Source organism: Pseudoalteromonas sp. T1lg22 (assembly GCF_002964645.1).
Taxonomy (GTDB): Bacteria; Pseudomonadota; Gammaproteobacteria; order Enterobacterales; family Alteromonadaceae; genus Pseudoalteromonas.
In genome coordinates this window covers 1-25,377 of sequence record NZ_PQBY01000002.1, presented here as the reverse complement: position 1 = coordinate 25,377, position 25,377 = coordinate 1, and the positions used below count along the sequence as shown (strand labels likewise).

At 51.6% G+C, this 25,377-nt stretch carries 20 protein-coding genes and 1 pseudogene; 17 read left to right on the top strand and 4 right to left on the bottom strand.

The genetic code is table 11. From position 1 onward, the window contains the following. Window positions 1–340: 340 nt before the first annotated feature. From edd to lepB, 7 genes are all read left to right on the top strand, one after another. Entirely contained in the window at window positions 341–2,203 is a 1,863-nt protein-coding gene (gene edd / locus C2M24_RS00110; RefSeq protein ID WP_105212900.1) for a phosphogluconate dehydratase, read from the top strand. Window positions 2,204–2,227: 24 nt separating this feature from the next. Then, window positions 2,228–2,848 carry a bifunctional 4-hydroxy-2-oxoglutarate aldolase/2-dehydro-3-deoxy-phosphogluconate aldolase gene (gene eda, locus C2M24_RS00105; RefSeq protein ID WP_105212899.1) on the top strand — a complete coding sequence of 207 codons (621 nt, stop codon included), beginning with the start codon at window positions 2,228–2,230 and terminating at the stop codon, window positions 2,846–2,848. Window positions 2,849–2,865: 17 nt separating this feature from the next. Continuing rightward, entirely contained in the window at window positions 2,866–3,870 is a 1,005-nt protein-coding gene (gap, locus tag C2M24_RS00100) for a type I glyceraldehyde-3-phosphate dehydrogenase (RefSeq protein WP_105212898.1), read from the top strand. A 139-nt stretch (window positions 3,871–4,009) separates the two neighbouring features. Beyond that, window positions 4,010–4,354 carry a metalloregulator ArsR/SmtB family transcription factor gene (locus C2M24_RS00095; protein ID WP_105212897.1) on the top strand — a complete coding sequence of 115 codons (345 nt, stop codon included), beginning with the start codon at window positions 4,010–4,012 and terminating at the stop codon, window positions 4,352–4,354. Between the two features lie 27 nt (window positions 4,355–4,381). Then, complete coding sequence (locus tag C2M24_RS00090) at window positions 4,382–5,386, top strand: ArsJ-associated glyceraldehyde-3-phosphate dehydrogenase (protein ID WP_105212896.1); 1,005 nt, start codon at window positions 4,382–4,384, stop codon at window positions 5,384–5,386. A gap of 12 nt (window positions 5,387–5,398) precedes the next feature. Then, window positions 5,399–6,616, top strand: a complete 1,218-nt coding sequence (arsJ, locus tag C2M24_RS00085; RefSeq protein ID WP_105212895.1) for an organoarsenical effux MFS transporter ArsJ — start codon at window positions 5,399–5,401, stop codon at window positions 6,614–6,616. A gap of 92 nt (window positions 6,617–6,708) precedes the next feature. Then, on the top strand, window positions 6,709–7,425 hold the full coding sequence (gene lepB / locus C2M24_RS00080) for a signal peptidase I (RefSeq protein ID WP_105213132.1): 717 nt from the start codon (window positions 6,709–6,711) through the stop codon (window positions 7,423–7,425). Between the two features lie 27 nt (window positions 7,426–7,452). Here the strand turns inward: lepB and C2M24_RS00075 are convergent, their stop codons facing one another. Both C2M24_RS00075 and C2M24_RS00070 read right to left on the bottom strand, forming a co-directional pair. Then, window positions 7,453–8,319 (bottom strand): patatin-like phospholipase family protein, encoded by an 867-nt coding sequence (locus C2M24_RS00075; protein WP_233999468.1) that lies wholly within the window; start codon window positions 8,317–8,319, stop codon window positions 7,453–7,455. 187 nt (window positions 8,320–8,506) lie between these two features. Continuing rightward, window positions 8,507–9,091 carry a TetR/AcrR family transcriptional regulator gene (locus C2M24_RS00070; protein ID WP_105212893.1) on the bottom strand — a complete coding sequence of 195 codons (585 nt, stop codon included), beginning with the start codon at window positions 9,089–9,091 and terminating at the stop codon, window positions 8,507–8,509. Between the two features lie 122 nt (window positions 9,092–9,213). On the opposite strand from C2M24_RS00070, the gene C2M24_RS00065 reads away from it, so the two are divergent. Next, window positions 9,214–10,257: an alkene reductase gene (locus C2M24_RS00065; protein WP_105212892.1), complete on the top strand. Its 1,044-nt coding sequence runs from the start codon at window positions 9,214–9,216 to the stop codon at window positions 10,255–10,257. A 136-nt stretch (window positions 10,258–10,393) separates the two neighbouring features. Then, window positions 10,394–12,172, top strand: a complete 1,779-nt coding sequence (locus C2M24_RS00060; protein WP_105212891.1) for a choice-of-anchor I family protein — start codon at window positions 10,394–10,396, stop codon at window positions 12,170–12,172. Between the two features lie 139 nt (window positions 12,173–12,311). On the opposite strand, the gene C2M24_RS00055 is transcribed toward C2M24_RS00060, so the two are convergent. Beyond that, window positions 12,312–12,857, bottom strand: a complete 546-nt coding sequence (locus C2M24_RS00055; protein WP_158681453.1) for a DUF6795 domain-containing protein — start codon at window positions 12,855–12,857, stop codon at window positions 12,312–12,314. Between the two features lie 159 nt (window positions 12,858–13,016). Here C2M24_RS00055 and recC point away from each other — a divergent pair, with 159 nt between their 5' ends. The 8 genes from recC (at window position 13,017) to C2M24_RS00015 (ending at window position 25,306) form a co-directional block, all read left to right on the top strand. Beyond that, window positions 13,017–16,274 (top strand): exodeoxyribonuclease V subunit gamma, encoded by a 3,258-nt coding sequence (gene recC / locus C2M24_RS00050; RefSeq protein WP_105212889.1) that lies wholly within the window; start codon window positions 13,017–13,019, stop codon window positions 16,272–16,274. Beyond that, window positions 16,261–19,827 carry an exodeoxyribonuclease V subunit beta gene (recB, locus tag C2M24_RS00045; RefSeq protein ID WP_105212888.1) on the top strand — a complete coding sequence of 1,189 codons (3,567 nt, stop codon included), beginning with the start codon at window positions 16,261–16,263 and terminating at the stop codon, window positions 19,825–19,827. Before recC ends, recB begins: the two co-directional genes overlap by 14 nt. Continuing rightward, on the top strand, window positions 19,820–21,676 hold the full coding sequence (recD, locus tag C2M24_RS00040) for an exodeoxyribonuclease V subunit alpha (protein WP_105212887.1): 1,857 nt from the start codon (window positions 19,820–19,822) through the stop codon (window positions 21,674–21,676). Before recB ends, recD begins: the two co-directional genes overlap by 8 nt. Then, window positions 21,676–22,053: a hypothetical protein gene (locus C2M24_RS00035; RefSeq protein WP_105212886.1), complete on the top strand. Its 378-nt coding sequence runs from the start codon at window positions 21,676–21,678 to the stop codon at window positions 22,051–22,053. Before recD ends, C2M24_RS00035 begins: the two co-directional genes overlap by 1 nt. A 68-nt stretch (window positions 22,054–22,121) precedes the next feature. Next, window positions 22,122–22,625: an Mpo1 family 2-hydroxy fatty acid dioxygenase gene (locus C2M24_RS00030; protein WP_105212885.1), complete on the top strand. Its 504-nt coding sequence runs from the start codon at window positions 22,122–22,124 to the stop codon at window positions 22,623–22,625. 241 nt (window positions 22,626–22,866) lie between these two features. Beyond that, window positions 22,867–24,204: an N-succinylarginine dihydrolase gene (gene astB, locus C2M24_RS00025; protein WP_105212884.1), complete on the top strand. Its 1,338-nt coding sequence runs from the start codon at window positions 22,867–22,869 to the stop codon at window positions 24,202–24,204. 386 nt (window positions 24,205–24,590) lie between these two features. Next, entirely contained in the window at window positions 24,591–24,866 is a 276-nt protein-coding gene (locus C2M24_RS00020; protein ID WP_158677937.1) for a hypothetical protein, read from the top strand. 128 nt (window positions 24,867–24,994) lie between these two features. Next, window positions 24,995–25,306 carry a transposase gene (locus tag C2M24_RS00015; protein WP_199774400.1) on the top strand — a complete coding sequence of 104 codons (312 nt, stop codon included), beginning with the start codon at window positions 24,995–24,997 and terminating at the stop codon, window positions 25,304–25,306. Here C2M24_RS00015 and C2M24_RS00010 read toward each other — a convergent pair. Further along, window positions 25,271–25,377: pseudogene (locus tag C2M24_RS00010) on the bottom strand (tyrosine-type recombinase/integrase); the annotation flags it as partial. The gene C2M24_RS00015 and the pseudogene C2M24_RS00010 sit on opposite strands and share 36 nt — an antisense overlap.

Below are 25,377 nucleotides of genomic sequence, written 5' to 3'. Positions count from 1 at the left end.
GAAATTAAAAACCAACATCCGGGTTCGCCTAGGTGTTGGTTTTTTGTTTTCAGCGCTCTTTCTTCAATCTTTGCCAAGTGCCCTCAGCTGGTGTGAAAAATGGCAATAAAAGGTCAAAAACTCGCAACATAGATTTTTTAGACTAAATTTACATGGAGGGTTGACACCGGTGTCAGGGTTGTGAGTTAATGTCATGACACCGGTGTCAGCTTGGTTGTGAGAGACGAGTTGGCAACGTACCTTTGAACGGGTAATCCAAGCTGCTCAGTACCTCAGTGCGGGGAGTCTGTACTGATGTGCTGAGCCTTTTATCGACTTACTGGCAAGAAAGAGCAGAACTATGTTGCATCCGCGTATTAAAGAAGTCACCGAACGGGTAATCGAACGCAGTAAAGCGAGCCGTGCCGCCTATTTGGCCCGTATGCAAGCGGCTAAATCACAAACGCGCGTACGTGCTGGTATCGGATGTGGCAACCTTGCCCATGTTATGGCGGCTTGTACAAGCGATGACAAGGCGCGTCTAAGCGGTGATGAAAAGCCAAATTTAGCCATTATCAATTCTTACAACGACATGTTGTCGGCCCATGTGCCGTATAAGGAATACCCGGATTTAATTAAGCAAATCGCTACCAAATTCGATGCCACTGCTCAGGTTGCCGGCGGCGTGCCGGCCATGTGCGATGGCGTGACCCAGGGGCGTGATGGCATGGACCTGTCGCTGTTTTCCCGCGATGTGATTGCCATGTCGACGGCTATCGCCTTATCCCACGATGTTTTCGACGGCGTATTCTGTTTGGGTGTGTGTGACAAAATCGTCCCTGGACTGGTTATTGGCGCCTTATCATTTGGCCATTTACCGGTATTTTTCCTGCCTGCCGGCCCTATGCCTTCAGGCATTCCCAACAAAGAAAAAGCCCGCGTAAGACAAAAATTTGCCCAGGGCCTTGTCAGCCGTGAAGAGCTGTTAAAGGCCGAAAGCGAGTCTTATCATAGCGCCGGTACCTGCACCTTCTACGGTACTGCGAACTCAAATCAAATGCTGATGGAGATCATGGGCCTGCACCTGCCGGGCAGCTCATTTGTGAACCCTTATACCGAGCTGCGCGATGGTTTGACCGCACACGCGGTAGAGACCATGCTTAAACAGCTAGTCACAAGTAAGGATGCGGTGCCCATGGCCGAGGTGATGAGTGAAAAAACCATTATCAATGGTCTGGTTGGCCTTTTGGCCACCGGCGGCTCGACCAACCATGCCATCCACTTGGTGGCCATGGCCAAGGCCGCAGGTGTTGAACTGACCTGGAAAGACATGGCGGACTTATCCGAAGTCGTGCCTCTGTTAACCCGTATCTACCCCAACGGCTCTGCCGATGTAAACCATTTCCAGGCCGCTGGCGGCATGGGCTATTTGATGAAGCAATTGCTTGTCAAAGGCCTGCTGCACAATGATGTCAAAACCATCTTGGGTGAGGGGCTTGAAGCCTACACCACAGAGCCGCGCCTGGATAACGATGTGAATTTAATCGTCTCCGATAACAATGGCCCGACCAAGGTGAAATGGGTGCCGTGCGCCGAGCAATCCCATGATCAGGAGGTGTTACGTCCGGCGGATAATCCATTTAACCGCAGCGGCGGTCTGCAACTGCTGACCGGCAATCTTGGCAAGGCGGTGATCAAGGTCTCCGCAGTGCAGGAGCAACATCAGGTAGTGAGTGCTCCGGCCAAGGTGTTTGCCGATCAGGCCTCGCTGCAAAGCGCCTTTGCTCGCGGCGAACTCAACCAGGATTTTATTGCCGTGATCAAGGAGCAGGGGCCAAAAGCCAAAGGCATGCCGGAGCTGCATAAGCTGACCCCGGTTATGGCCAGCTTGCAAGATCAAGGCTTTAAGGTGGCCATAGTTACCGACGGGCGTATGTCCGGCGCCTCGGGCAAGGTACCCGCGGCCATTCATTTGGCTCCTGAAGCGGTTGAAGGCGGCATGATAGCCAAAATCAAAGACGGCGACTTGTTGACATTAGACGCGCCAAACGGCGTACTAAAACTGCATGTCAGCGATGAAGAGTTGGCCGCCCGTGACATCGAACTGGTGCACAGCGGCGCCACCTACGGCACCGGCCGGGAATTGTTTGCCGGATTTAGAAATATTGTCAGCAGCGCTGATTTAGGAGCCAGTGCCTTCGCACCGGCCTACGAACAAGAATAATGTCACTGGGAATGAGGATTTAACATGGCAATAGAACAGATTTTAGCATCGGCACCCGTGGTTCCCGTGGTGGTGATTGAGCGCCTTGAGGACGCCGCTCCCTTGGCTCAGGCTCTGTACAAGGGCGGCTTGCGCGCCTTGGAAATTACCCTGCGCACTCCGGTGGCGGCAGAGGCAGTGAAAATTATGAAAGAAACCGTTCCCGATGCTTATGTGGGCACGGGGACGGTGATCGATAAGGCCACTTTTGCAGCCTCAGTAAACGCCGGTGCCGACTTTATGGTGAGCCCGGGCGTGAACGATGAATTACTGGCCTTGGCCAGCCAAAGCGATATTCCCTTCTTGCCCGGAGCGGCCACACCAAGCGAAGTAATGAGGCTCGCCGAGCGTGGCTTCTCCTTTTTAAAGTTTTTCCCGGCGGCGGCCGCGGGCGGTCCGGCCATGCTCAAGTCTATCGGTGGCCCTTTACCCGGTATTAAATTCTGCCCCACCGGCGGTATCAGCCTACAAAGCGCACCTCAGTACCTGGCCTTGGATAACGTAGTCTGTGTCGGCGGTACCTGGATGCTGGATAAAACATTAATCGAAAACAAGGACTGGCAAGCGATAGAAGAACTTGCGCGCCAAGCCAGCCAACTTAAATAATAACGGGGAGAGTGAAGATGATTAAGGTAGCTATCAATGGTTATGGTCGCATCGGTCGTAACACCCTTAGAGCACTGTATGAATCAGGTCGTAATAAAGACATCAGTATCCTTGCCATTAATGATTTGGCACCGGCTAATGTTAACGCTCATTTGACCCAATTTGACTCGGTACACGGGCAGTTTTCGCAAAAAGTCAGCCTGCAAGATGATGTAATGATCGTCGGTCATGATGAGATCAAGCTGCTGCAGGAACGCGACCCGGCAAACCTGCCTTGGGCACAGCTCGGCGTCGACATCGTTTTAGAGTGTACTGGCCTGTTTACTTCCCGCGAAGCGGCGGCCAAGCATATTGAAGCGGGTGCCAAGAAGGTGATCCTCTCTGCGCCAGGCACAGATATGGATGCCACGGTAGTGCATGGTGTTAACGACGAGGTGCTCAATGCTCAGTGCAACATTATTTCCAATGCCTCTTGTACCACCAACTGTTTGGCTCCTGTTGCTAAAGCCCTTAACGATGCCATAGGTATAGAGCAGGGCAGCATGACCACCATTCATTCCTATACTAACGACCAAAACCTGTCAGACGTTTATCACCCGGATCTCTATCGGGCGCGCAGTGCGACGCAGTCGATGATCCCGACCAAAACCGGGGCAGCCAAGGCGGTGGGGTTAGTGCTGCCGGAATTGGCCGGTAAGCTCGATGGCATGGCGGTGCGGGTGCCGACCATTAATGTGTCCTTGGTTGACTTGACCTTTATCGCCAAGCGCGAAACCAGTATCGAGGAAGTTAATGCCGCGGTGAAGGCCGCTTCCCAAGGTGCCATGGCTGAGGTGCTGGCCTATAACGAGCTGCCGCTGGTGTCTATCGATTTCAACCATAACCCGGCTTCATCGGTATTCGATGCCACGCAAACCCGGGTCGATGGCAAACTGGTTAAGGTGATGGCCTGGTACGATAACGAGTGGGGTTTTTCTAACCGCATGTTGGATCAAGTGCAAAACCTCGCCAAGTTTTTATAATTCCATTGTTGTTATGTCAAAGCCGCCTTGAGCGGCTTTTTTTATGCCTTTGCGTTAGGAAAGATTAGCTATATACGATATTGCGTATATAAAAAAGCTGGGCTAGTATTCGCCATATACGAAATTTCATATATACAAGATGGCCGTTAACTTTTTTAAAGCACTAAGCGATGACACTCGGTTACTTATTTGCCTGCTGATTTTACATCAGGGGGAGTTGTGTGTGTGTGAGCTGGTCAGTGCATTAGGACTGAGTCAGCCGAAAATATCCCGGCATTTAGCGCTATTGAAAGAGGCGCAATTCTTGTGTACGCGCAAGCATAAACAATGGGTCTACTACCGTATTAACGAGCAGTTGCCGAGCTGGCAGCGTCAGGTATTAGAAACCACATTAACTGAGAACCCGCACCTTCTGGCTGCGGCCTTAACAGGTTTAGACAATATGGGAGCCAGGCCTGAGCGCCAGGCTTCATGCTGCAACTAGGGTGAATTTCACCCAAAGGAGATACAGATGACAATCAAAGTAGGGATCAATGGTTTTGGTCGCATGGGGCGGCTGATCATGCGCGCAGCCTTCGACTGGCCCGAGCTTGAGTTTGTACAGATCAACGACCCAGGCGGCGATGCGGCCACCTTGGCGCACTTATTAGAATTTGACTCCGTGCACGGTCGTTGGCATCACGCCCCAAGCGCCAGCGCGGGACAGATGCTGGTTAACGGCCAAAGTGTGCGCTGCTCGCAATCTAAAACCATTGCCGAGGTTGACTGGTCTGGATGCGATATTGTGATTGAGGCCTCGGGCAAAATGAAAACCCGTGCGCTGTTGCAGCAATACCTGGATCAAGGGGTTAAAAAAGTAGTGGTAACGGCCCCGGTTAAAGAAGAGGGCGTGCTCAATATTGTGATGGGGGTGAACGATCATCTCTATAAGAGCGATGAGCATGATCTTGTGACGGCTGCTTCGTGCACCACCAACTGTTTGGCGCCTGTGGTTAAGGTGCTGCAAGACAATATCGGCATTAAGCACGGCTCCATGACCACGGTGCACGATATCACCAATACGCAAACCATCTTGGATGCGCCGCATAAGGATCTGCGCCGTGCCCGCGCCTGTGGCATGAGCCTTATTCCGACCACCACGGGTTCGGCCACCGCCATCACTCATATCTTCCCCGAGCTTAAGGGCAAGCTAAATGGTCACGCCATTCGTGTGCCCCTTGCCAATGCCTCGATCACGGACTGCGTGTTCGAGCTGGAGCGTGAAACCACGGAGCAGGAGCTCAATGCCTGGTTTAAGGCCGCCGCCGAGGGCGAGTTAAAAGGCATTTTGGGTTATGAGGAAAAGCCGCTGGTGTCGATCGACTACCGCACCGACCCACGCTCGAGCATAGTCGATGCGCTCTCAACCATGGTGGTGAACGGCACTCAGGCCAAATTATACTTGTGGTATGACAATGAGTGGGGCTATGCCAATCGTAGCGCCGAGCTGGTCGCAAAAGTAGCCGCGGATCTTTAATTAGGGCACATCATGATGAAGTCAACGCCACTGCAGCAGTATGGGGTGATCACCGCCAATTACTGGGCCTTTACCCTAAGCGATGGCGCCCTACGTATGTTGGTGGTGCTGTACTTTTATCAGCTTGGCTATACGCCCTTGGCGATAGCCATGCTGTTTTTGTTTTATGAGTTTTTTGGTGTCGTCACTAACTTGGTGGGCGGCTGGCTTGGCGCCCGCATCGGGCTTAATCGCACCATGCAACTGGGCATGGCGCTGCAAATCGGCGCCCTGGCCATGCTCTTGGTGGATAAAAGCCTGTTAACCGTGCCCTGGGTGATGGCGGCGCAAGCGCTCAGTGGCATCGCCAAGGATCTCAATAAAATGAGTGCTAAAAGCGCCATTAAGCTGGTGGTCAAGGAGCATCAGCAGGGCCGCTTATACCAGTGGGTGGCACTGCTTACCGGCTCGAAAAATGCCCTTAAGGGTTTAGGGTATTTTCTCGGTGGTTTATTGTTATCCATGCTGTCTTTTCAAGGCGCGGTATGGGCGTTAATCGCCCTGGTAGCCTTGGGCTTTGTGCTTAGCTCAGTATTATTGGGTGAAGACTTGGGACGCAGCAAGTTTAAGCCTAAGTTTAAGGATGTGTTTTCTAAAAGCGCTGCCTTAAACCGCTTGTCTTTGGCGCGCTTGTTTTTGTTTGCCTCACGGGATGTGTGGTTTGTGGTGGCCTTGCCGGTGTTTTTTATCAGCCAACTGGGCTGGCAGCATCAGCAGGTGGGCGGCTTTATGGCGCTGTGGATCATTGCCTATGGTGTGGTGCAAAGCATGGCGCCCAGGTTTACCCGCAGTAACAGTCATTCGGTGTTTAAGCAGGCGCAGCGTTACAGTGGTTTGCTGGCTCTAGTGACCTTGCTCTTGCTGCTGGCCTTGGTCTTTATCGGCAATAACAGCAACGCTCAAACCTGGGTTTTAGTACTGGGTTTATTGCTGTTTGGTGCCGTGTTTGCCATTAACTCGTCGCTGCACAGTTATCTGGTTGTGAAGCTGGCTGACCGCGATGCCGTATCCTTGGATGTGGGCTTTTATTATATGGCCAATGCCAGCGGTCGCTTAATTGGCACCTTGCTGTCCGGTTGGCTGTATCAGGTCAGCGGTTTGCTGGCTTGTTTGGCCTGTGCCCTGATGTTGCAACTGGCGACCTGGTGGGTGTCGCGGCACTTATCTTCTGGGGAACAATCCCAAGGCTAATGTAGCTCCTATATAAGTTGTTACATTTGCAGCTAAACTTTTCCAACACCAGGCGCTCTAAGGATGAAAGCATAATTCGCCCGGAGCGCCCGATGTTAAAAAAAGCAGCCAACAATAAATCATCGCTAGCCATTTCTTCTCTTTCCTTGATATTGCATAAGAGCCTCAAAAATAACTGGGGCCTGATCCTTTTTCTCGCCTGTTTATTTACCATGCGCAGCTCCTTTGCCGACTGGTATCGGGTCCCCAGTGGCTCCATGTTACCAACCATAGAAATTGGCGATCAAATCACGGTTAATAAGATGGCTTATGATTTACGTATTCCCTTCACCAGCTATTCACTGATGCGTACCGGCGAGCCCGAGCGCGGTGATATTGTGGTGTTTCAATCAGCCGCCGCTGATGAGCTATTGATCAAGCGGGTGGTGGGTCTGCCGGGCGATACCCTGGCCATGAAAAATGAGGTGCTGACGATCAACGGTGAGGCGCTAACTTATGCCATCACAAAGGATAACGCCGACGAACTGCTGGCTACCGAGGAATTAGGTGATGTGGTGCATGCTATCCGTATAGATAAGACCCGCCCTGGCGCCAGCGGCCATTTTGCTCCCGTGCATATCCCCGCCGATCATTACCTGATGATGGGGGACAACCGCCGTAACAGTGCCGACTCCCGTTATTATGGCTTAGTGCCGCGCACTGAGCTTAAGGGCAAGGCGCATCATATTGCCTACTCACTGGATTATAACGACCACTACTTGCCCAAGTCGCAGCGCTTTGGCAAAAGCCTGTATCAGGATCAGCCTTAGGGTGGGTTGGAAAGCCCGTTTTAAATTTCACACCACATAAGCACTGGCATCTTGCCATTTCTGCACCGCATCCATTCCCAGTTCAAAACCGAGACGATAGTCGTCCTGCAAGGTTGCCGGATCTGAGCCCAACACCATGGAGTGCAAGGGCCGGGTCGGCGCTATTTGTACTATGTTTACGCCCTCTGGCGGCGCATTCATAAAGTCCACCGCTTCCGCATAACGGCGTTGATAATGGTGATACATGGCAAACATGCGCGGCGACTGATTAATGCGGCTCATGATCGGCTTTAAACGCTCCAGTATGGGCATCTTACCGTCATTATGGGCTTCCACCGTTCGTATCACCCAGATGGTTTTCGCGCCTTGTTCATGAGCCCAGCGTACGGGCAGGGGATCGGCGACACCGCCGTCCATCAGCCCTTGCCCTTGAACTTCAACTCCGGGGCGATATAAAAACGGGATGGCGCAAGAAGCCTTCAGGTGCGAAAACATATTATCGTGCCAGGTGTGCAGATAATGGGGGGCGAAGGAGTCAAAATGACTGGCCACCGCATAAAAGTTGCTTTGTGGCGTCAGGTTGGCGGGCGTGGTGGGAAAGCGCACCTTGCCATTGTGCTGCACCTCATGAAAATACCAATCCAGGTCAATCACATTGCCGCCGGTAAAAAACCGTGCCGGGCGAAAAAACTGTTGCTCTGTGGTCAGTTGTATCGCCGTGTGGGCGTACTGTTGGGCTCTGGCGCAATAGGCGGCAAGGTTTTGGGCGCCGGCGGAAACGCCAACTTTTAAATCGAAGGGGGTAAACTTTTGCTCTAAAAATGCATCCAACACACCGGCGGTAAAAATACCTTTTTGACCACCGCCTTCGGCAACCAATGCAGAATTTATCATGCGTTTCATCCTCTACTTTTGTTATTAACGTCACTGTGAAGAGGCTTCCGATTACCGTTAAGAGAGAAATCGGGTGGGGCGCCGATTAAGGTCGGCGCGTGATTAAGCAATTAACCAAGAATTTGCCTTATTGGATAAGCGCTTACCCCTTAGTATAGCAATAAGGGCGCGTCACGCTGATATCAAGTCAGTGTTTTTCAATGGCTCTGAGCAGTTGCGTGGCCATCTGCTCTAAAATGCTTTGATCGGCGTTGGTAAAGGCATAGGTGCGCATACCGTAAACCCCCATGGTGATAAAGCGCGCTATAGCTAAAGGTTCCTCATCACTGATGGCTTCACCCTGGCGCTGGGCGCGGGCGATTTGCTCGCCAAGACTGAGCTCAATTTGTTGTAAATTCGTGGCGATTAGTCGGGCGATCTCCGGATCCTGGCCTTCGATTTCATTGAGCGAGCGGGTTAACAAGCAGACCTTGGCACAGGTGTTCTGTACACACTCCTGTACCGTATTGGCGAGTAATTCTTTGAGGCTTGAAAGTACCGGCTGGTCTTCGCTAAACAGGCTCTCAAAGGCCTGCAATTTTTGTTGATGATAAAAGCTGACAGCCTCAATAAACAGCCCCTTTTTACTGCCAAAGGCGCAGTAAATAGAGCCCGGGTGTAAACCGGTAGCCTGGGTTAATTTCTGCATACTCGCTTTGGCGTAGCCATGTTCCATAAAGGTATGCATGGCTTGCTCTAAGACATGGGAGCGGTCGAACTCGGCACTGCGCATGGGCGTAGAGGTCCCTTATTTTTAAGATGCATAAGATAGTATCATTTATTTTTTGGATATACTTGAATGTTCATTCAAGTGCCCTTATCTTGATTGAACATTCAAATAACTATTGAGTCATTATGTCGGATTTATTGTTACAACCCTATGCTTTATCCTCAGAACTAAAGCTTAACAATCGCGTCTTGATGGCGCCGCTCACGCGCTGTATGGCCGATGACGACTTGGTTCCCACCCAGGCCATGGCCGAATATTACGGACGCCGAGCGGATGCGGGATTGATCATCAGCGAAGCCACCATTATTCGCCCCGATGGCCAAGGCTACCCCAATGTACCTGGTATTTTTAGCGAGGCGCAAATAGCCGGGTGGCGTAAGGTGACCGATGAGGTGCATGCCAAGGGCGGGAAAATTTTCTGCCAGTTATGGCACGTTGGCCGCGTTGCCCATCCTCACTTTTTTGATGGTGAGGTGCTAAGTGCCAGCGCCATCGGGATAGAAGGTACGGTACCAAGAATGCGTGAGCTTAGCTACCAGACTCCGAAAGCCGCTACCCAAGAGCAAATTGCTGAGCTTATCGGTGATTATGCTCAAGCGGCAGAAAATGCCATTGCCGCTGGCTTTGACGGCGTCGAGATCCATGGTGCCAATGGCTATTTGATCGACCAGTTTTTGCATCACAGCGTTAACCAGCGGGACGACCGTTATGGCGGCAGCGCCGAAAATCGTGCCCGCTTTGCCTTGGAGGTGGTTGATGCCATAACCGCCCGTATCGGCGGTGAGCGTGTTGGTTTACGTCTGTCTCCGGGTGCCTACTTCCTGCTTGAGCCCGGTGACAGCGAAGACACCAAGACCTTTGATTATTTGTTGCAGGAGCTCAATCAACGGGAGCTGGCGTTTTTGCATCTGGGTATTTTCGATGATGCCATGGAATTTGATTATCTCGGTGGTCGCGCTTCGGTTAATTTACGCAAACGTTATAAAGGCACCTTGGTGGGCGTTGGTAGCTATACCCCAGAGCAAGGGGCCAAGGCCATTGCCAATGAACGCTTTGACTTGTTGGCCATAGGCCGCCCCTTTATCGCTAATCCGGATTTGATCGCCAAGGTCAAGGGCCAGCAGGCGCTGACCCCATACAGTGAAGACATGCTCGCTGAGTTAGTCTAATCCCCACTGGCAACGCCTGAGCGTTCCGGCGTTGCCATAAAATCGTCATCCTCCTTTCATAAGCATGCCATTGTATTGTCACCTTCCGACTATTTACTTAGCCCTTTCTATTTCTTACAACAATTGAGACAGGGTTATGAAAAAAACATTAATAGCGTTAACTTTGGCCAGCGTATTGGCGGGCTGTTCACTTGATGGTGATGACGGCAGCGTAGGCGCAACCGGACCACAAGGGCCTCAAGGTGAGCAGGGCGAGTCAGGTCAGGCTATCAGTGGCGATCTGGAATTAACACTGGTAGGTCGCGCGGTACTTAACGCCGAGTCGCCGGAAGGGGCGGCGGAAATCGTCGCTTTCCATGCCCGCACCCAGCAAATTTACGCTATTAACAGCTCCGGCGATAAAGCCACGGTGGAAATTATTGCTGCCGATAACTTCGATGTCGCTGCTTTAGTTGCTGATAACGAAGGGGTGATCAGCAGCACCAATCTTGACATTACAACCACCTTGGATGTGTCTGCTAACACACCGGGCGATGCCAACAGTATCGCCATCGACGCCAACAACGACTTACTGGCGGTGGCCATGGCCGCTGAAACAGGCGTAAAAGGCCAGGTAGCGTTTTATGATATCAGCGGTGAAGCGCCGCTGTTCTTACACAATGTTGAAGTGGGTTACCTGCCGGATATGGTGACCTTTACACCGGATGGCACCAAGGTAGTGGTGGCCAATGAAGGTGAGCCGGCGGGCGATTACAGTGTTGATCCGGAAGGTTCAATTGCCGTTATTGCTATCGAATCGGGTAAGCCCGCGATTGAGGCCAGCCTACTAGGTTTTAGTCAATTCAATGACCAACAAGCGGAACTTGCAGCCCAAGGTGTGGTATTTGCCAACCCAACCGGCCGTACCATTAAGGGCCAGTTGATCAATACCACAGTAGCCATGGATCTTGAGCCGGAATATGTGGCAATCAGCGCTGACAGCAAAACCGCTTATGTGTCATTGCAGGAAAACAACGCCCTTGCGGTTGTTGACCTTGAAAATATGACATTGGAAGTACGTGCTCTGGGTTTTAAGGACTGGGGCAATTTGCTAATCGATGCCTCGGATAAAGACGGCGGCATTAACTTCCAACAATACCCAGGCCTGTTCGGCATGTATCAACCGGATACCATTGCCACCTACCAATGGCAGGGCGCGGATTTTGTGGTCTCGGCAAACGAAGGCGATGGTCGTGAATACTTCTTTGACTCTGCCGATGAAGCCAGCTGTTTGGCCGAAGGCGGTTTAGAGTTTGATGAAGATGATGGCTGTTTGGCCTATATCGATGAGTCGCGCGCAGAAGACCTCGACCTGGCGGATAACTTTGCCTATGTGAATAACGACGATGATGATATCGGTCGTCTTATTGTGAGCACGGTACGTGGCGATGCGGATCAGGATGGTCGTTATGAGCAACTGTATGCCTATGGTGCGCGCTCTTTCTCTATCTGGGATGCCAATACCGGCCTGGTCTTTGACTCTGGTGACGATGTAGGTCGTATTACCGCGGCGATTCACGGCAGTGCCTTTAACAATAATGAAGATGAAAACGAAGGGGACACCCGCTCCGACGCCAAAGGTGCCGAGCCTGAAGCTCTGGCTTTAGGTCAGGTCCAAGGTCGCACCTATGCCTTTGTCGGCCTTGAGCGTATGGGTGGCATCATGGTGTATGACATCACCAATCCGTTCGATGTGAAATTTAAAAACTATGCCAGCAACCGCGGCTTGGTCGAAGGCGCCGATATTACCGGCGACCTGGCACCGGAAGGCATGCGTTTTATCAGTGCTGAGCAAAGCCCTAACGGCATGCCGCTCTTAGTGGTAGGCAATGAAATTTCCGGTTCGGTAAGCGTGTGGCAAATCGACGTAAAGTAACTGGTTTTATGCAGTGATGACTAAGGTCACATTTTTATGACTTTTGTCATTAAACTGAAATATCAATTACTTATTCTAGGCGGCAAGTAATGACCTGCTTGTTGCTTGAATTCTGATTAGACAACCCTGACTTAGCCGCTCATATGAGCGGCTTTTTTTGTATCTGCTCCGGTGCTAGGTCGCAGATGGAATAGACATTGACTGGCAGACCCAGATGACGCCTATCCTGAATACTGAATTCGTCCTCTCCCCAAAGCAGATTGCAGTCGAGCTTTGACAGGGCTTCCTGAACAATAAAATTATCCATTTCATGGTCTATGGCGGTGTACCAGAGCACATATTGCTGGCCCTGATATTGCACGCTGATATCCTGCCATAGTCTGTCGGGTGAACGCCCTAACAGCGGCTCATCCGAAGTATGGGCGGCAAAGCTGAACTGGCCATGCTCGTCTGTGATCGCCTGACTGACAAAGTGCTGCTGGCCTATGGATAAGGTGCGGGTAATTTTAATATTGGCCAGGTCAGTATCACCTATGGCTAAACGGCCTTGAATTTGCGGGGAGAGAGTATGAGCTTGGAGCAGTAATTGGGACAGTTGAGGGCGATTGGAGTTGGCTTGGGTAAACAATAATACGGCGCAGGCTAGGATACCGGCACACAGTAAACTGGAGACGATTAAACGCATATTCACACCCTGTGAAAATATCATCCGAGAAAGTCTGAAGGTACTGCATAATCTCGGCTTTTGCAAACCAATGGGCTAATTCACCTTATGTAACAGTAGCCTAGAGTATAGAAGAAAAATTGCGTACACTGGGTCTTTATTATTTAACAGCTTTTACGCATGCTGCATATCATTCAGTCTAATCGCATGGAGATTCTCAGCGCCCAGTTATGTGCGGTGTTAGCGAACCCCAGTAGCGATGATATTTTCGCTCGGGAGCTGGTGTTGGTGCACTCGCCGGGTATGTCTCAATGGCTCAAACTTGAGCTGACAAAGCAACAGGGCGTCTGTGCTCAGGTCGACTTTCCCTTACCTTCAAGCTTTATCTGGTCCTTATACCAGCAAGTTCTGCCCGATGTGCCTGAAGAGTCCGCATTCAATAAGGCCAATATGGCCTGGAAGCTCTATGAGTTATTAATGCAAAAGCTGTCTCTGGAACCGTATCAGGCGCTGGCCAGCTATCTTGAAGATGATGTCGATGGCAGCAAGCGTTTTGCTCTGTGCGAAAAAATCGCCGATGTTTTTGACCATTATTTGATGTACCGGCCCCAGTGGCTGCAAATATGGGAGCAGGGCGTGGATGAGCTGGATGAAGTCGATATTTCACATGCCCCCTGGCAACCCGATTTATGGCGCAGCCTGGTTGCTGTGGTGGCCGAGCTTGGGCAAAGCCCGTATCACCGCGCCAATATGCATGATGCCTTGTTGGCGGCGCTCGCCAGCAATAAGGTACAACTGCCATCGCGCATCTGTATATTTGGCATCTCGGCCTTGGCTCAGTCGCAGTTAGAAGTGTTTAACGCCCTGGCGCACCATACCCAGGTCTTGGTTTTCTTGTTTAACCCCAGCGAGCATTATTGGGGCGATCTGGTTGATGAGAAAACCCTGGCCAAGGTTAACAGCCGCTATAAGGTCAAACCCGAATTGGATGCGGCGCAAAAGGGCGAGCATTATTATATTGTCGGTAATCCATTATTGGCGTCCTGGGGCAAACTGGGGCGGGATTATTTAGAGCAACTAATACAGCTCGACGGCAAGTGGCTGGACGGCTTTGACGATGAATTTGCGCCGCATTTGCTTGGTCGCCTTCAGCAAGAAGTGTATGAGCTGGCCTTTAAGGGTCAGAGTCTGGCCGAAGATACGCACTGGTTTGTAAGCGATGAAGGCAAGATGGCGGTGTGCGATGATGACACCTCGGTGCAGCTGGCCAATTGCCATACCCAGCTACGGGAAGTGGAATGTTTGCACGACTACCTGCTGCGGGAATTCGCTAAAGACCCAAGCCTTACGCCCAAAGACATTATTGTCATGATGCCGGATGTCGGCCAATACAGTCCCTTTATCGAGGCGGTGTTTGGTGGTGCCAAGGGCGCGCGCCATATTCCCTATGCCATCGCCGACTTATCTATCGCCCAGGAGCGCCCGCTGCTTAATGCCATTTTAGTGCTGGCAAATTTACCCTTTAGCCGCTTTGGCGTCAGCGAATTAATGGACCTGCTGCAAATTAGCGCCATCAGCGAGCGTTTTGCCTTGTCCGAGCCGGAATTACAGCAATGCCATGTCTGGCTTGAGCAGGTCGGGGTGAAGTGGGGCATAGACGGTGAGCATAAAAGCGAATTTGCCCTGCCGACATTGGCTTTGAACACCTGGCAGTTGGGCTTACAGCGTTTGTTACTCGGTATGGCAACCCGAAGCGAACCCTATTTGGGTTTGTATCCCGCCGATGCGGTTGAGGGGATGAACAGCGATATCTTGAGCAAGTTGCTGAGCTTTATCAATGCGCTTTTGGCGGCCAAAGCCTTGCTTAGCCCGGATGCAGACTTGGCGCAAAAAGTGGCGTCCATGCGTCAGGTGTTGGAGCAGATGTTTGCCAGTACGAGTCTCAGTGCGGTGGATTTAGCGACCATGGACAGGCTCTTTAACGCCGTCGACAAGCATTATTATAATGGTGATTATCTTGGCCTCATCTCACAGCGGGTGTTTGTAAACCTGCTGCAACAAGGCATAGACGACAAGGGCGTGGGTCAGCGTTTCTTAATGGGACAGGTGAACTTCTGTACCCTGATGCCGATGCGGGCGGTGCCCTTTAAAAAGGTCTGTATTCTTGGCTTAAATGATGCGGATTATCCCCGTAACGTACAGCCCATTGGTTTTGACCTGGTGCCCTTTAGCAAACGCCGTAAGGGCGACCGCTCGCGTCGCCTGGACGACAGATACCTGTTTTTAGAGGCGCTCTTGAGTGCCCGTGACAGCGTATATCTTAGCTATATTGGCCGCTCCAGCCGTGATAACAGTGAGCGCATGCCCTCTATCTTGTTAAGCGAGCTATGCGAATATATCGACCGCTGTTTTTATTATCCGGATAAGGACCAAGCCGTGAGTGCTGCCCTTACCGCCGTGCATCATTTGCAGCCATTTCACAGTGACTACTATCAAAGCCAAGGACGCTGGCAGAGCTTTAATCCGGTTTGGGCCTTGACCTATGAAGAGGGGCCGGAGCAGGGCGAGAAACAACCTCTGGCAGCGTCACCTGAGTCCATTATCGAGCTCGATGCCTTATTGCACTGCGCTACTCGTGCCCAGCAGTTTTTTTATCAGCAGGTGCTGGCGGTGCGCATCAAGGACATAGATGAAGGCAGCGATGATAATGAGCACTTTACCGTCGATCCTATGGCTCGCTATCAGCTGCTCGATGAGCTGCTTGAGTGCGCCGTTAATGATAAAGAGGTAGATGATGCCGAGTTAATTCAACGCGGCGTGTTACCACAAGGGATCATGGCTGAAGTGACCCTGGAGCAATTAAAAACCCGTATTACTGCGTTAGCGCAGCAGGTACAAATGCGCATCGGTGGGCAAGAGCCACAGCTGGTGGAAGTGGATGTCAGCGTCGGCGGCTACCAAATTCAGGGCTGGCTAAGTCATGTTTACGCCAATGAGCAGGTGTTTTATCGCAGCGCCAGTATTAAACCCAAGGACCGTATCAAGGGCTTTATTTATCATTTGCTGGCGCAATTAAGCGGCCAGGCCGTTACTACTTTGGTGATGGGCCTTGATGAGCAAGTGCGTTTTGAACCGCTAACTGTGGCTCATGCCGAGCAACTCTTGTTACCCTGGTTGGCTCTTTACCGTGAGGCGCAAACACGCAGCCCGGCATTTTTCCCTATCAGTGCCTGGGAATGGTTGCAACAGGGGGAAGTCGGCAAGGCGAATTTAAAATTTGTTGGCGCCTATATCGGCGTGCCGGAGCGTGCCGATCCTTATATCAGTGCCGACTACCGAGATTTATACCAATGCGAGCAGGAATTTTGCGACTGGGCGCTGCAATTGTTAGCCCCTATCGATGAGATGGCTGAGGAGCAAAAATATGCAGATTCTTGATCCCCTCAGCTTGCCCTTGATTGGCCAGCAACTGATTGAGGCCAGTGCCGGTACGGGTAAAACCTACACCATTACCGGCTTATACCTGCGTTACTTGTTGGGCATGTACCAGCGCTCAGATGGCAGTGACGGGGAGCCTTTAAGCGTTGAGCAAATTCTGGTGGTGACCTTTACCGAGGCGGCCACCAGTGAAATTAAAGACAGGGTGCGGGCGCGCATCACCGAGGCCAAGGAAGTGCTGCTTGGTAAAGCAAGTAGCGATGAGCTGGTGCAGCAATTGCTGGCTCAGGTCAAAGAGCCACAGCAGGCCTATAACCTGCTGGATGCAGCGGCCAAGTCTCTGGATGACAGTGCCATCTTCACCATACATGGCTTTTGCCAGCGCATGCTAAAACAGCATGCCTTTGCCTCCAATATGGCCTTCAACCTGCATTTCGTTATGGACGAAAGTGAATTGCAGCAACAGGCGGTGTTCGATTTTTGGCGGCAATTCGTTTACCCCTTATCGGCGCAGCAAGTACAGGCGGTGTTGGCCCATTATAAGTCACCTTACAGCTTGCTAAAAACCCTGAGCCCGCTGATCAATCGCGAGCAACTGATCATAGAGCCGCGCTTTGACGACCCGCAGCAGGCATTAGAGCAGGTTTGGCAGCAACAAGCGCAATACCTTGAGGCCCTGGAGCCGTTTAAGCAGGCGCTTAAAAACGGCGATTTCTTCAGTGCCCTGGCCGCCAGCGATATCAAGGGGACAGCTAAACCTAAGCACAAGGCCAATGTTGCCGCTTTGCAGGCCTTTGCCCACAGCGATGATCTTGAGCTGGATAAAGGCAAAAAGTCGTTTGCGCTTTGGTCAAGCGAGTCGCTGCAAGACCCAAGCATTTATAAGAAAAATGGCAAGGAGTTCAGCCATGAACTGGTGAGCGAGTTTGAACGCTTAAGTGAGCTCAGCGCCGGTTTTGGCCAGTCTTTGGCCCAGCTATTGTGTGTTTACGCTCTGGATTATGTGCGCACCCATGTGCAAACGGCGAAAAAACGCCAGCAACTCTTGGCTCCGGACGACCTGCTGAGCGGCCTCTATCAGGCCCTAGGTAATGACAGCGAAGGTGAGTTGGCGTGGCAGATACGCAGCCAATATCCGGTGGCCATGATCGATGAGTTTCAGGACACAGACCCCGTCCAATACGGGATTTTTAATACCCTGTATCGCCCTCTAAGCTCGGCGATGAGCGGTCTGACCATGATAGGCGACCCGAAACAGGCCATTTATGGCTTTCGCGGTGCCGATATCTTTACCTATATAGATGCCAAACAACAGCTCGATGAGCAGCGCCTGTATACCCTGGCGGTCAACCACAGATCCAGCACACAACTGGTGGGCTGCGTGAACGACCTCTTTAGCGGTCATCCGCAGAGCTTTATTTATAACGAGCAAATTCCGTTTTTCAATGTCAAAGCCAAGGGCAAGAAAGAGCAGTTATGCCTTGATGGCAAGCCCTTGGCGGCGATGGAGTTTATCTGGCATGGCGGTGGCACTGAGATACTCTCTAAGGAGCTGGGGCAGGGCGCCTTGGCCGAGAGTTTTGCCAAACGCATCCATTATCTGCTGGGTGAAGCACAACAGGGGCGTTTAACCCTGGGCGAGACGTCTCCCTGTGCCGGCGATTTCTGTATTCTGGTGCGTGACCGTCGTGAGGCGGCGCTGATGAAAAAAGCTCTGGCTGAGGCCGGGGTGGCCAGTGTTTATCTGGCTCGTGACAGCGTCTTTAAGCAGCCTTTGGCACAGCATTTGTATCGCTTGTTAAGCGTACTGCACGGGCCTTACGACGAGCGCTTGCTGCGCGGTATGTTGAGCGGCCCCTTTTATAATTTCTCGGCGGCACAGATCTATGCCCTTGGCGATGATCAGCAGCGTTGGGGTGAGCTTTTAAATGAATTTGCCGAGCTAAGACGCCGCTGGTATGCCGATGGTGCCCTGGCCATGCTGGAGCAGCTGCTTTGGCAAAATAAACTTCCTCAGCGCTGGCACGATCTGGGCTGGGATGTACAGCGGGCGTTAACAGATTTTCGTCATCTCGGCGAAATCCTCCAACATAAGCAAATTGAACTTGATGGCACCACGCGTTTGCTCAGCTATTTTCATCAGCAGCTGAGCAGCGAATATGGTGAGGGCGACAGCGCCCAATTGCGCCTGGAAACCGATGCGCAGTTGGTGCAAATCGTTACTATGCACGCCTCCAAAGGTTTGCAATACCCCATAGTCTTTATACCCTTTGCCCAGAGTTATCGCAGCGCCGCCATGGCTTATTACCATAGCGACGGCCAGTTACGTTTGGATCTGGCCGAGAGCGAGCAGGCCATGATGGCCGCCGAGCGTGAGCGTTTGGCCGAAGACCTGCGCTTGCTTTATGTGGCGCTGACCCGCGCTATCTATCACTGTTCTTTAGGAATGTACGGCATAGGCCAGAGAGGGCGCTCGCAGATGCACAGCTGCGCCTTGGGCTATTTGCTATTTAGCGAGGCCGAGCCGCAGTCGGACTTCTATGCCTTACTGGCCGACAAGGTTGCAACGAACGCGGATATGGCGCTGATGCTAACAGAGCAGGTGCCCGTGTCTGATATAGCACTGGCGCACAGCGACGCCGTTGAATTGCACCTTGCTACGCCACCGGCGGGTATAGAGCGTCATTGGCGGGCGACCAGCTTTAGTGCCTTAAGTTATAAACGCCATGAAGCGCCGAGTTTTGGCGCCGGTGGTGGTGACGACGATGAAGACCATCGTATGGAGCAGTATTTATACCCGTCCAGGAGCGCCGATGAGGCAAGCCTTAGCAGCTACGAATTCCCCAAAGGCCCGGGGCCGGGCAGTTGTTTGCACGATATCCTAGAGCAAATTTCCTTCGCCGGAGTCGCCAAGGGTGAGGCAGAAGCGATGACGCAACTGCAACAGGTGTGTGAGCAGAGCCTGCACAAGTATGCCCTGGACGAGAGTTGGCTGGAATTATTGCAACATTGGATGGTGGACATAGTGCGCTGTCCGCTCGATAACACAGGCTTAAGTCTGGGGGCGCTGGAAGATAAGCAGTGCCTGGTGGAAATGGAGTTTCATCTGCCTCTGCTTGAGCTCGAACCTAAAGCCTTTAACCACGCCATGCTGAGCTTGTTCGGCCATGACTTCGATTTTGACTTTGAGCGGGTGAAGGGCGTCTTAAAGGGCTTTATTGACCTTATTTTCTGTTATCAGGGTCGTTATTATGTGCTTGATTATAAATCAAATTACCTGGGCGATAACGCCTTGGATTATGATCAAAATGCCCTCACTCATGCCATGAATGCGCACAGCTACCATGTGCAAGGGGCAATTTATGTGGTGGCGCTGCATCGCTTATTGCAAAAACGCTTGCCGGATTACGATCCCGAGCGCCATTTGGGCGGTATGATCTACACCTTTGTGCGCGCCATGCCACAGCAGCAAGGGGTCTACAGCAAAGCCTTTAGTATCAATGAGATTAACCAACTGGATGCCTTATTCGCCCAAGGAGAGCGCGGTGATTGAGTTACTACAAGCGCATGATAAGGTGCGCACCGTGGATATTGAGCTGGCCAAGCTGCTGCTGGGCGAGCCCCTGCACAGCGGCAATGAAATGGGCTTCTACCTGCTCTTATTGCTGCTTAAGGCCATGAATGAGCAGCATAGCTGTCTGGATTTAACCACAATTGATACCCGCAATCCTTTTGCCCTTGACCTGCGCTCCCCTGATCTGCGCACCTTAGAGCCAGGGCTGGAACTTGGGCTTGATATTGAGCTAGGGCTATCTCAGTTGTCTTGCATTGGCGAAGGGATGCCGCTGCGCCTTCGTGATAACGCCCTGTATCTGGCTCGATATGATGAGTATGAGGCGCTACTGGCCGAGCGTTTTAGCGCGTTGGCCACAGCGCCCATCACCTTGGACAATGCCCGTCTGGCGGAGTTGATCCAGTTGTATTTTGGCGCCGAGGATGCACAAAGCCCGAACTGGCAAAAGGTCGCCTGTGCCACTGCGGCCACGCGCAAATTCTGTGTGATCAGCGGCGGTCCGGGCACAGGCAAAACCACTACTGTGACTCGGCTATTGGCCATTTTGCAATCCCTGTATCGTGAGGCACCGCTGCATATCGAGTTGGTGGCGCCCACGGGTAAGGCGGCGGCACGCTTAAGCGAGTCTATTCAAGGTGCCAAGCTGGACTTACCGCAAGCACCTCAGGAGGTGGCGGCGCTTATTCCCGAGCAGGCGCAAACCCTGCACCGTTTGCTCGGTACCTTGCAATACTCCAATCAGTTTCGTCATAACCCCGCCAACCCGGTGCACGCTGATCTGGTGGTGGTCGATGAGGCCTCCATGATAGACATCAGCTTGATGGCCAAGCTGGTGGATGCCCTGGCGCCGCATACCCGGTTGATTTTGCTCGGCGATAAGGACCAATTAAGCTCGGTGGACAGTGGCAATATCATGGCCGATTTGTGCTGCCAGTGTCAGCTTGGCCACCTGCCTAATTACAGCGCGCCTTGGGCGCAGCAATTGGCTGGCCTGTGTGGGCAGCACCAGTATCACAGCCAGCAGCAAACCCCTTATCTGCTGCGCGACAATATCGCCTTTTTGCAGCATAGTTACCGCTTTGCCCAGGGCAGTGGCATTGGCCGTCTGGCCTATGCGGTCAATCGCGCCGAACAAAATACCGCCAGGCAGCTGCTGCAAAGCGATGCCAAGGATATCAGCTATTTTGATTTGCAGGAGGGATTCTATTCCCAGCTTATCGACCGCGCCGCAACCCAATACAGTACCTATTTAAACTTGGCTGGTGAGGGCGCGGGCGCCAAGGCCGTGCATCAGGCTTTTGCTCAATATCAATTGCTGGCGGCGCTGCGCGAAGGTCCCTTTGGCGTGCAACAGCTTAATCAACGTATTGAACAACGTTTGGCACAGCAGGGATTAATCGATCTGAGGCAACGTTTTTATCTTGGTATGCCCTTGATGATCAGCCAAAACGACTATCAGTTACGCCTCTTTAATGGCGATATAGGGATAGTTTTACCGGACGAGGACGGTGCCCTGAAAGCCATGTTTATAGGCAGCGATGGTACACTCCGCGCCATAGAGCCGGGGCGCCTGCCCGGGTTTGATAAGGTCTTTGCCATGACCATACATAAGTCGCAGGGCTCGGAATTTGCTCATACCGCCATGGTACTACCGCCCTTAGGCCGTGGCGGACAGCGTCTTAACCGCCAACTGGTTTACACCGGCATTACCCGGGCTAAAAAGCACATTGAGCTTATCTGCGATATGCGTACCTTGTTCCATGCCATTAATCAGCCCATTAGTCGCGCGTCCGGGCTTTATCAGCGACTGCAAGGAGCAAATCACTGATGTGGCCTTACATTATTCTCGCCCTGATATTGGTAAAAACGTCACTATTGGGGCTGGGTGGCCTTTCCATAGTGCTGGCACTGTTGGGGTTATTATTGCTGCGCTTAGGTTTGGGCAAGCCCGAACCCTGGTTACGCCGCCGCGCCGCGAAAATACTCAAACTCGCGCTTGGGCTGCACCTTTTAGCCTACGCCATGTTGCTGATAAAACTCTTCACGCTTGAGTCATGGGAGGATGTGCCCATGTTTATTGCCAGCCACCTGGTGTTGCATCATATGATGGCGGCCTTTATTGGCGCGACACTTATCTTTATGCTGATAAGAAGCTATTTTATCTTTAAAGATCAGGTGGGTAGCGGTCAGGCGGAAAAGGCGTAGGCAGATTAGATTTTTTACTCTAAACTGGTTTTTATCTATAGAAATATACGTAAAGCAGGTTAGAGACGATGAAAACACTTGTCAGCCAACTGGCTAACTACGCCCACTATCATAGGGATAAGCGCAATATTTACACTCAATTTATCGGCATCCCGTTGATAGTGTATGCCTTGGCGGTGTTGTTATCGCGACCAAGCTTTACGCTCACTCCCGAACTCACACTCACTCCCGCCACCCTAGCTGTTGCCATCACCTGTGTTTATTATTTGTTTCTATCCCTGTCCCTTGGTTTAGTGATGACGGTACTGATGGCCGCCGTCTTGGTGGGCGCGGCACCTTTGGCCGCCTTACCCTGGCCACACTGGCCGGGCTGGGGGGGTGGGCTGTTCCTGCTCGCCTGGGTATTTCAATTTATCGGTCACTATTTTGAAGGGAAGAAACCGGCGTTCGTCGACGATCTGATTGGCCTGGTGATCGGCCCGCTGTTTGTGGTGGTGGAGCTGTTGTTTATGCTCGGCCTATACAAGGGACTGAAGCAGGACATTGAACAGATTGCCGGTAAAGTCCGTTAGCAGGTATTGAACTTGGTAACCTGCGGGAAAGCTGCTTACCTGCCTAACCGAACTAGTTCTTTTTTGCGCACCTTGGCACAGGACTTGATTGCCTACTCTTTATCGCGCCGATACGTTTTACACCTGATTCGCTTTGCTCCCTTAGTGTAGGAGAGCTGGGGGATGGGCTGGTAAACAGCGGGCGACAACGCGGGAACAATCAAAACCAACATAGTGCATCACGCACCAAAAGGGGGCAGCAGTGAGTTATTACGAGGTTAATTTTGATGGCCTGGTAGGGCCTACCCACAATTATGCAGGCTTGTCGTACGGTAATATTGCATCTAAATCCAATGCCAATAAGGTGGCTAATCCCAGGCAAGCGGCGCTGCAGGGTCTGGAAAAAATGTGGTCTTTAGTACAACTGGGGCTGTACCAAGGAGTGCTGGCGCCCAATGCCCGCCCTGACTTAGCGACGCTAAGAGCCCTGGGATTCAGCGGCTCGGATGCGGCGGTGATCGACAAGGCAGCGAAAACCGAGCCCATGTTGTTGAAGGCCTGTTATTCGGCATCATCCATGTGGGCAGCCAACGCTGCTACCATCTCGCCCGGGTGTGATACGCAAGACGCCAAGGTGCACTTTACGCCGGCCAACCTGAATAATAAGCTGCATCGGGCGATAGAGGCGAAAACCACGGGGCAAATTTTGCGTGCCACCTTTAATGATGATGCGCATTTTGTGCATCATCCGCCTTTGCCCCAGCACTCACTCTTTGGTGATGAGGGGGCGGCAAACTACACCAGGCTGGTCGACAGTTACGGCCACAGTGGGCTTGCCTTGTTTGTCTATGGCGAAGACATGAATTCCAATGTTAGGCCCTCCGCGTTTCCCGCCAGACAAACCCGCCAGGCGAGTGAAGCAATAGCACGCAGCCATCAGCTCGACCCAGCGCGCACCTTGTTTATTCAGCAAAACCCCGACGTTATCGATCAGGGGGTGTTTCACAACGATGTCATAGCCATTGGCAACGAAAATGTGTTGCTGTTTCATGAGCAGGCGTTTTATCAGCAGCAGTTGGTGATAGCGCAGATCCGCAACGGATATTCAGGCTCTCGCCCTTTGCACCTGATAGAAGTAAAAACAACAGACGTGACCGTCGACGATGCGATTAAAAGCTATATATTTAACAGCCAATTGGTGAGCCTGCCAAGCGGGGGCATGGCCATTATCGCCCCAAGCGAGTGTCAGACCATAGGCAGGGTGGAGCGCTATCTGTCACTGTTATGCAAGGCCAGTAACCCGATTAATGAGGTGATCTATTTGGACTTGAAGCAAAGCATGCAAAATGGCGGCGGACCGGCTTGCCTGCGTTTGCGAGTTGCACTGTCACAGCAGGAGCTGGCGGCGGTGAACCCCTCCTGCCTGTTGGATGACAGGCTTTACGCCGTTTTATCCGACTGGGTGAAAAAACACTACCGTGACAGAGTCTCAGAGAAGGACTTGGCCGACCCCTGCCTGATGACTGAAAGCCAAACGGCGCTTGATGAGCTGACTCAGATACTCTCTATTGGCTCAGTGTATCCCTTCCAGCAAAATTAAGCTTAGCAATATAAAAAGAGCAGCCGACGGCTGCTCTTTTTATGCCTGTAATTAGAGTTGTTTGGCACACTATGTAACACAAAAAACCGGCTCGGTTATGTGGTGATAATAGATAATCTGATGATATTTAATGAGAAAATAAATTATATCGCGAGCCAAGTAGGGCCAGAATAAGTGAAGGCACGTATTTTATGAGCCATCTCTTAATTGCTCGTAAGAAAAACACCTGATAACTTATTGCTATTATTGAATAAAAAAGTTTATTGGTGGGCAATGGTGAGGTTGTGGATAACTTCCTTAACCGGGAATTCGCACTAATAGGCTTATGTAGACTCCCTCGGTGTCAACACTAATCACTTGATACTGTAATGTGCTAAGGAGAGACCGTGAGTAAATTTGACAGACTTTTATACATGAGATTGATAATCTGTTTATTGCTGTTTTTAAATCTGATGAACAACATTTATTTGATTGCATTTGGTTTCTTCTTCGGTTTCATTGCTCTAACAATAATTGAGGTCAAACTTTCAGAAATTATTTGCCCAGCTTGTAATAAACCATGGCAGTACGCGCCAAAAATTGGGCATATTAAAAAAACATTATTTATCGAATGGTCTGAGTATATCTGTCATAACTGTGGTAACGATATGCGTGGCACATAACAATCGCCATCAAAACGCCGCTTCGCGGCTCGATTCACAACAAGTTGCTCGCGTTTGTGGCGGGCGTTATGTGTAGGACTTACCCAAAAAAAGTAGACACCTTCTATAGTTAGAAAAAGAGGTGTCTCATGACTAAAAAGAAAAGAACCCAGGCCTATACCGAAGAATTCCGTCGCGAAGCAGTACGTCGTGCGGAATTACCGGGTAATACCAATAAATCAGTCGCCGAAGAACTGGGGATCAGCGCCCAGCAAATCTATAACTGGCGCAGGCAATTCAACCGTCTTTCCGACAAGCAATTTAATACCGTTCAAGGCGTCGATTACTCGAAACATGAAAGCGAGGAGTTACGCCGTCTTAAGCGTGAGCTGCACGACCTGAAAGAGGAAAATGAATTCTTAAAAAAGGCAGCCGCGTACTTTGCGAATGTCTGCTCCTGATTGCAAAAGATGAGTCGCGAACGAGTGTCTAAACGTATGTGGTGTAATTAACTTTGTAATCCCCGACTGTT

Excerpts from the sequence above, each read along its gene's own strand:
- edd (WP_105212900.1), top strand. The coding sequence starts at position 341 with ATGTTGCATCCGCGTATTAAAGAAGTCACCGAACGGGTAATCGAACGC.
- eda (WP_105212899.1), top strand. The coding sequence starts at position 2,228 with ATGGCAATAGAACAGATTTTAGCATCGGCACCCGTGGTTCCCGTGGTG.
- gap (WP_105212898.1), top strand. The coding sequence starts at position 2,866 with ATGATTAAGGTAGCTATCAATGGTTATGGTCGCATCGGTCGTAACACC.
- C2M24_RS00095 (WP_105212897.1), top strand. The coding sequence starts at position 4,010 with ATGGCCGTTAACTTTTTTAAAGCACTAAGCGATGACACTCGGTTACTT.
- C2M24_RS00090 (WP_105212896.1), top strand. The coding sequence starts at position 4,382 with ATGACAATCAAAGTAGGGATCAATGGTTTTGGTCGCATGGGGCGGCTG.
- arsJ (WP_105212895.1), top strand. The coding sequence starts at position 5,399 with ATGATGAAGTCAACGCCACTGCAGCAGTATGGGGTGATCACCGCCAAT.
- lepB (WP_105213132.1), top strand. The coding sequence starts at position 6,709 with ATGTTAAAAAAAGCAGCCAACAATAAATCATCGCTAGCCATTTCTTCT.
- C2M24_RS00075 (WP_233999468.1), bottom strand. The coding sequence starts at position 8,319 with ATGATAAATTCTGCATTGGTTGCCGAAGGCGGTGGTCAAAAAGGTATT.
- C2M24_RS00070 (WP_105212893.1), bottom strand. The coding sequence starts at position 9,091 with ATGCGCAGTGCCGAGTTCGACCGCTCCCATGTCTTAGAGCAAGCCATG.
- C2M24_RS00065 (WP_105212892.1), top strand. The coding sequence starts at position 9,214 with ATGTCGGATTTATTGTTACAACCCTATGCTTTATCCTCAGAACTAAAG.
- C2M24_RS00060 (WP_105212891.1), top strand. The coding sequence starts at position 10,394 with ATGAAAAAAACATTAATAGCGTTAACTTTGGCCAGCGTATTGGCGGGC.
- C2M24_RS00055 (WP_158681453.1), bottom strand. The coding sequence starts at position 12,857 with ATGCGTTTAATCGTCTCCAGTTTACTGTGTGCCGGTATCCTAGCCTGC.
- recC (WP_105212889.1), top strand. The coding sequence starts at position 13,017 with ATGCTGCATATCATTCAGTCTAATCGCATGGAGATTCTCAGCGCCCAG.
- recB (WP_105212888.1), top strand. The coding sequence starts at position 16,261 with ATGCAGATTCTTGATCCCCTCAGCTTGCCCTTGATTGGCCAGCAACTG.
- C2M24_RS00035 (WP_105212886.1), top strand. The coding sequence starts at position 21,676 with ATGTGGCCTTACATTATTCTCGCCCTGATATTGGTAAAAACGTCACTA.
- C2M24_RS00030 (WP_105212885.1), top strand. The coding sequence starts at position 22,122 with ATGAAAACACTTGTCAGCCAACTGGCTAACTACGCCCACTATCATAGG.
- C2M24_RS00015 (WP_199774400.1), top strand. The coding sequence starts at position 24,995 with ATGACTAAAAAGAAAAGAACCCAGGCCTATACCGAAGAATTCCGTCGC.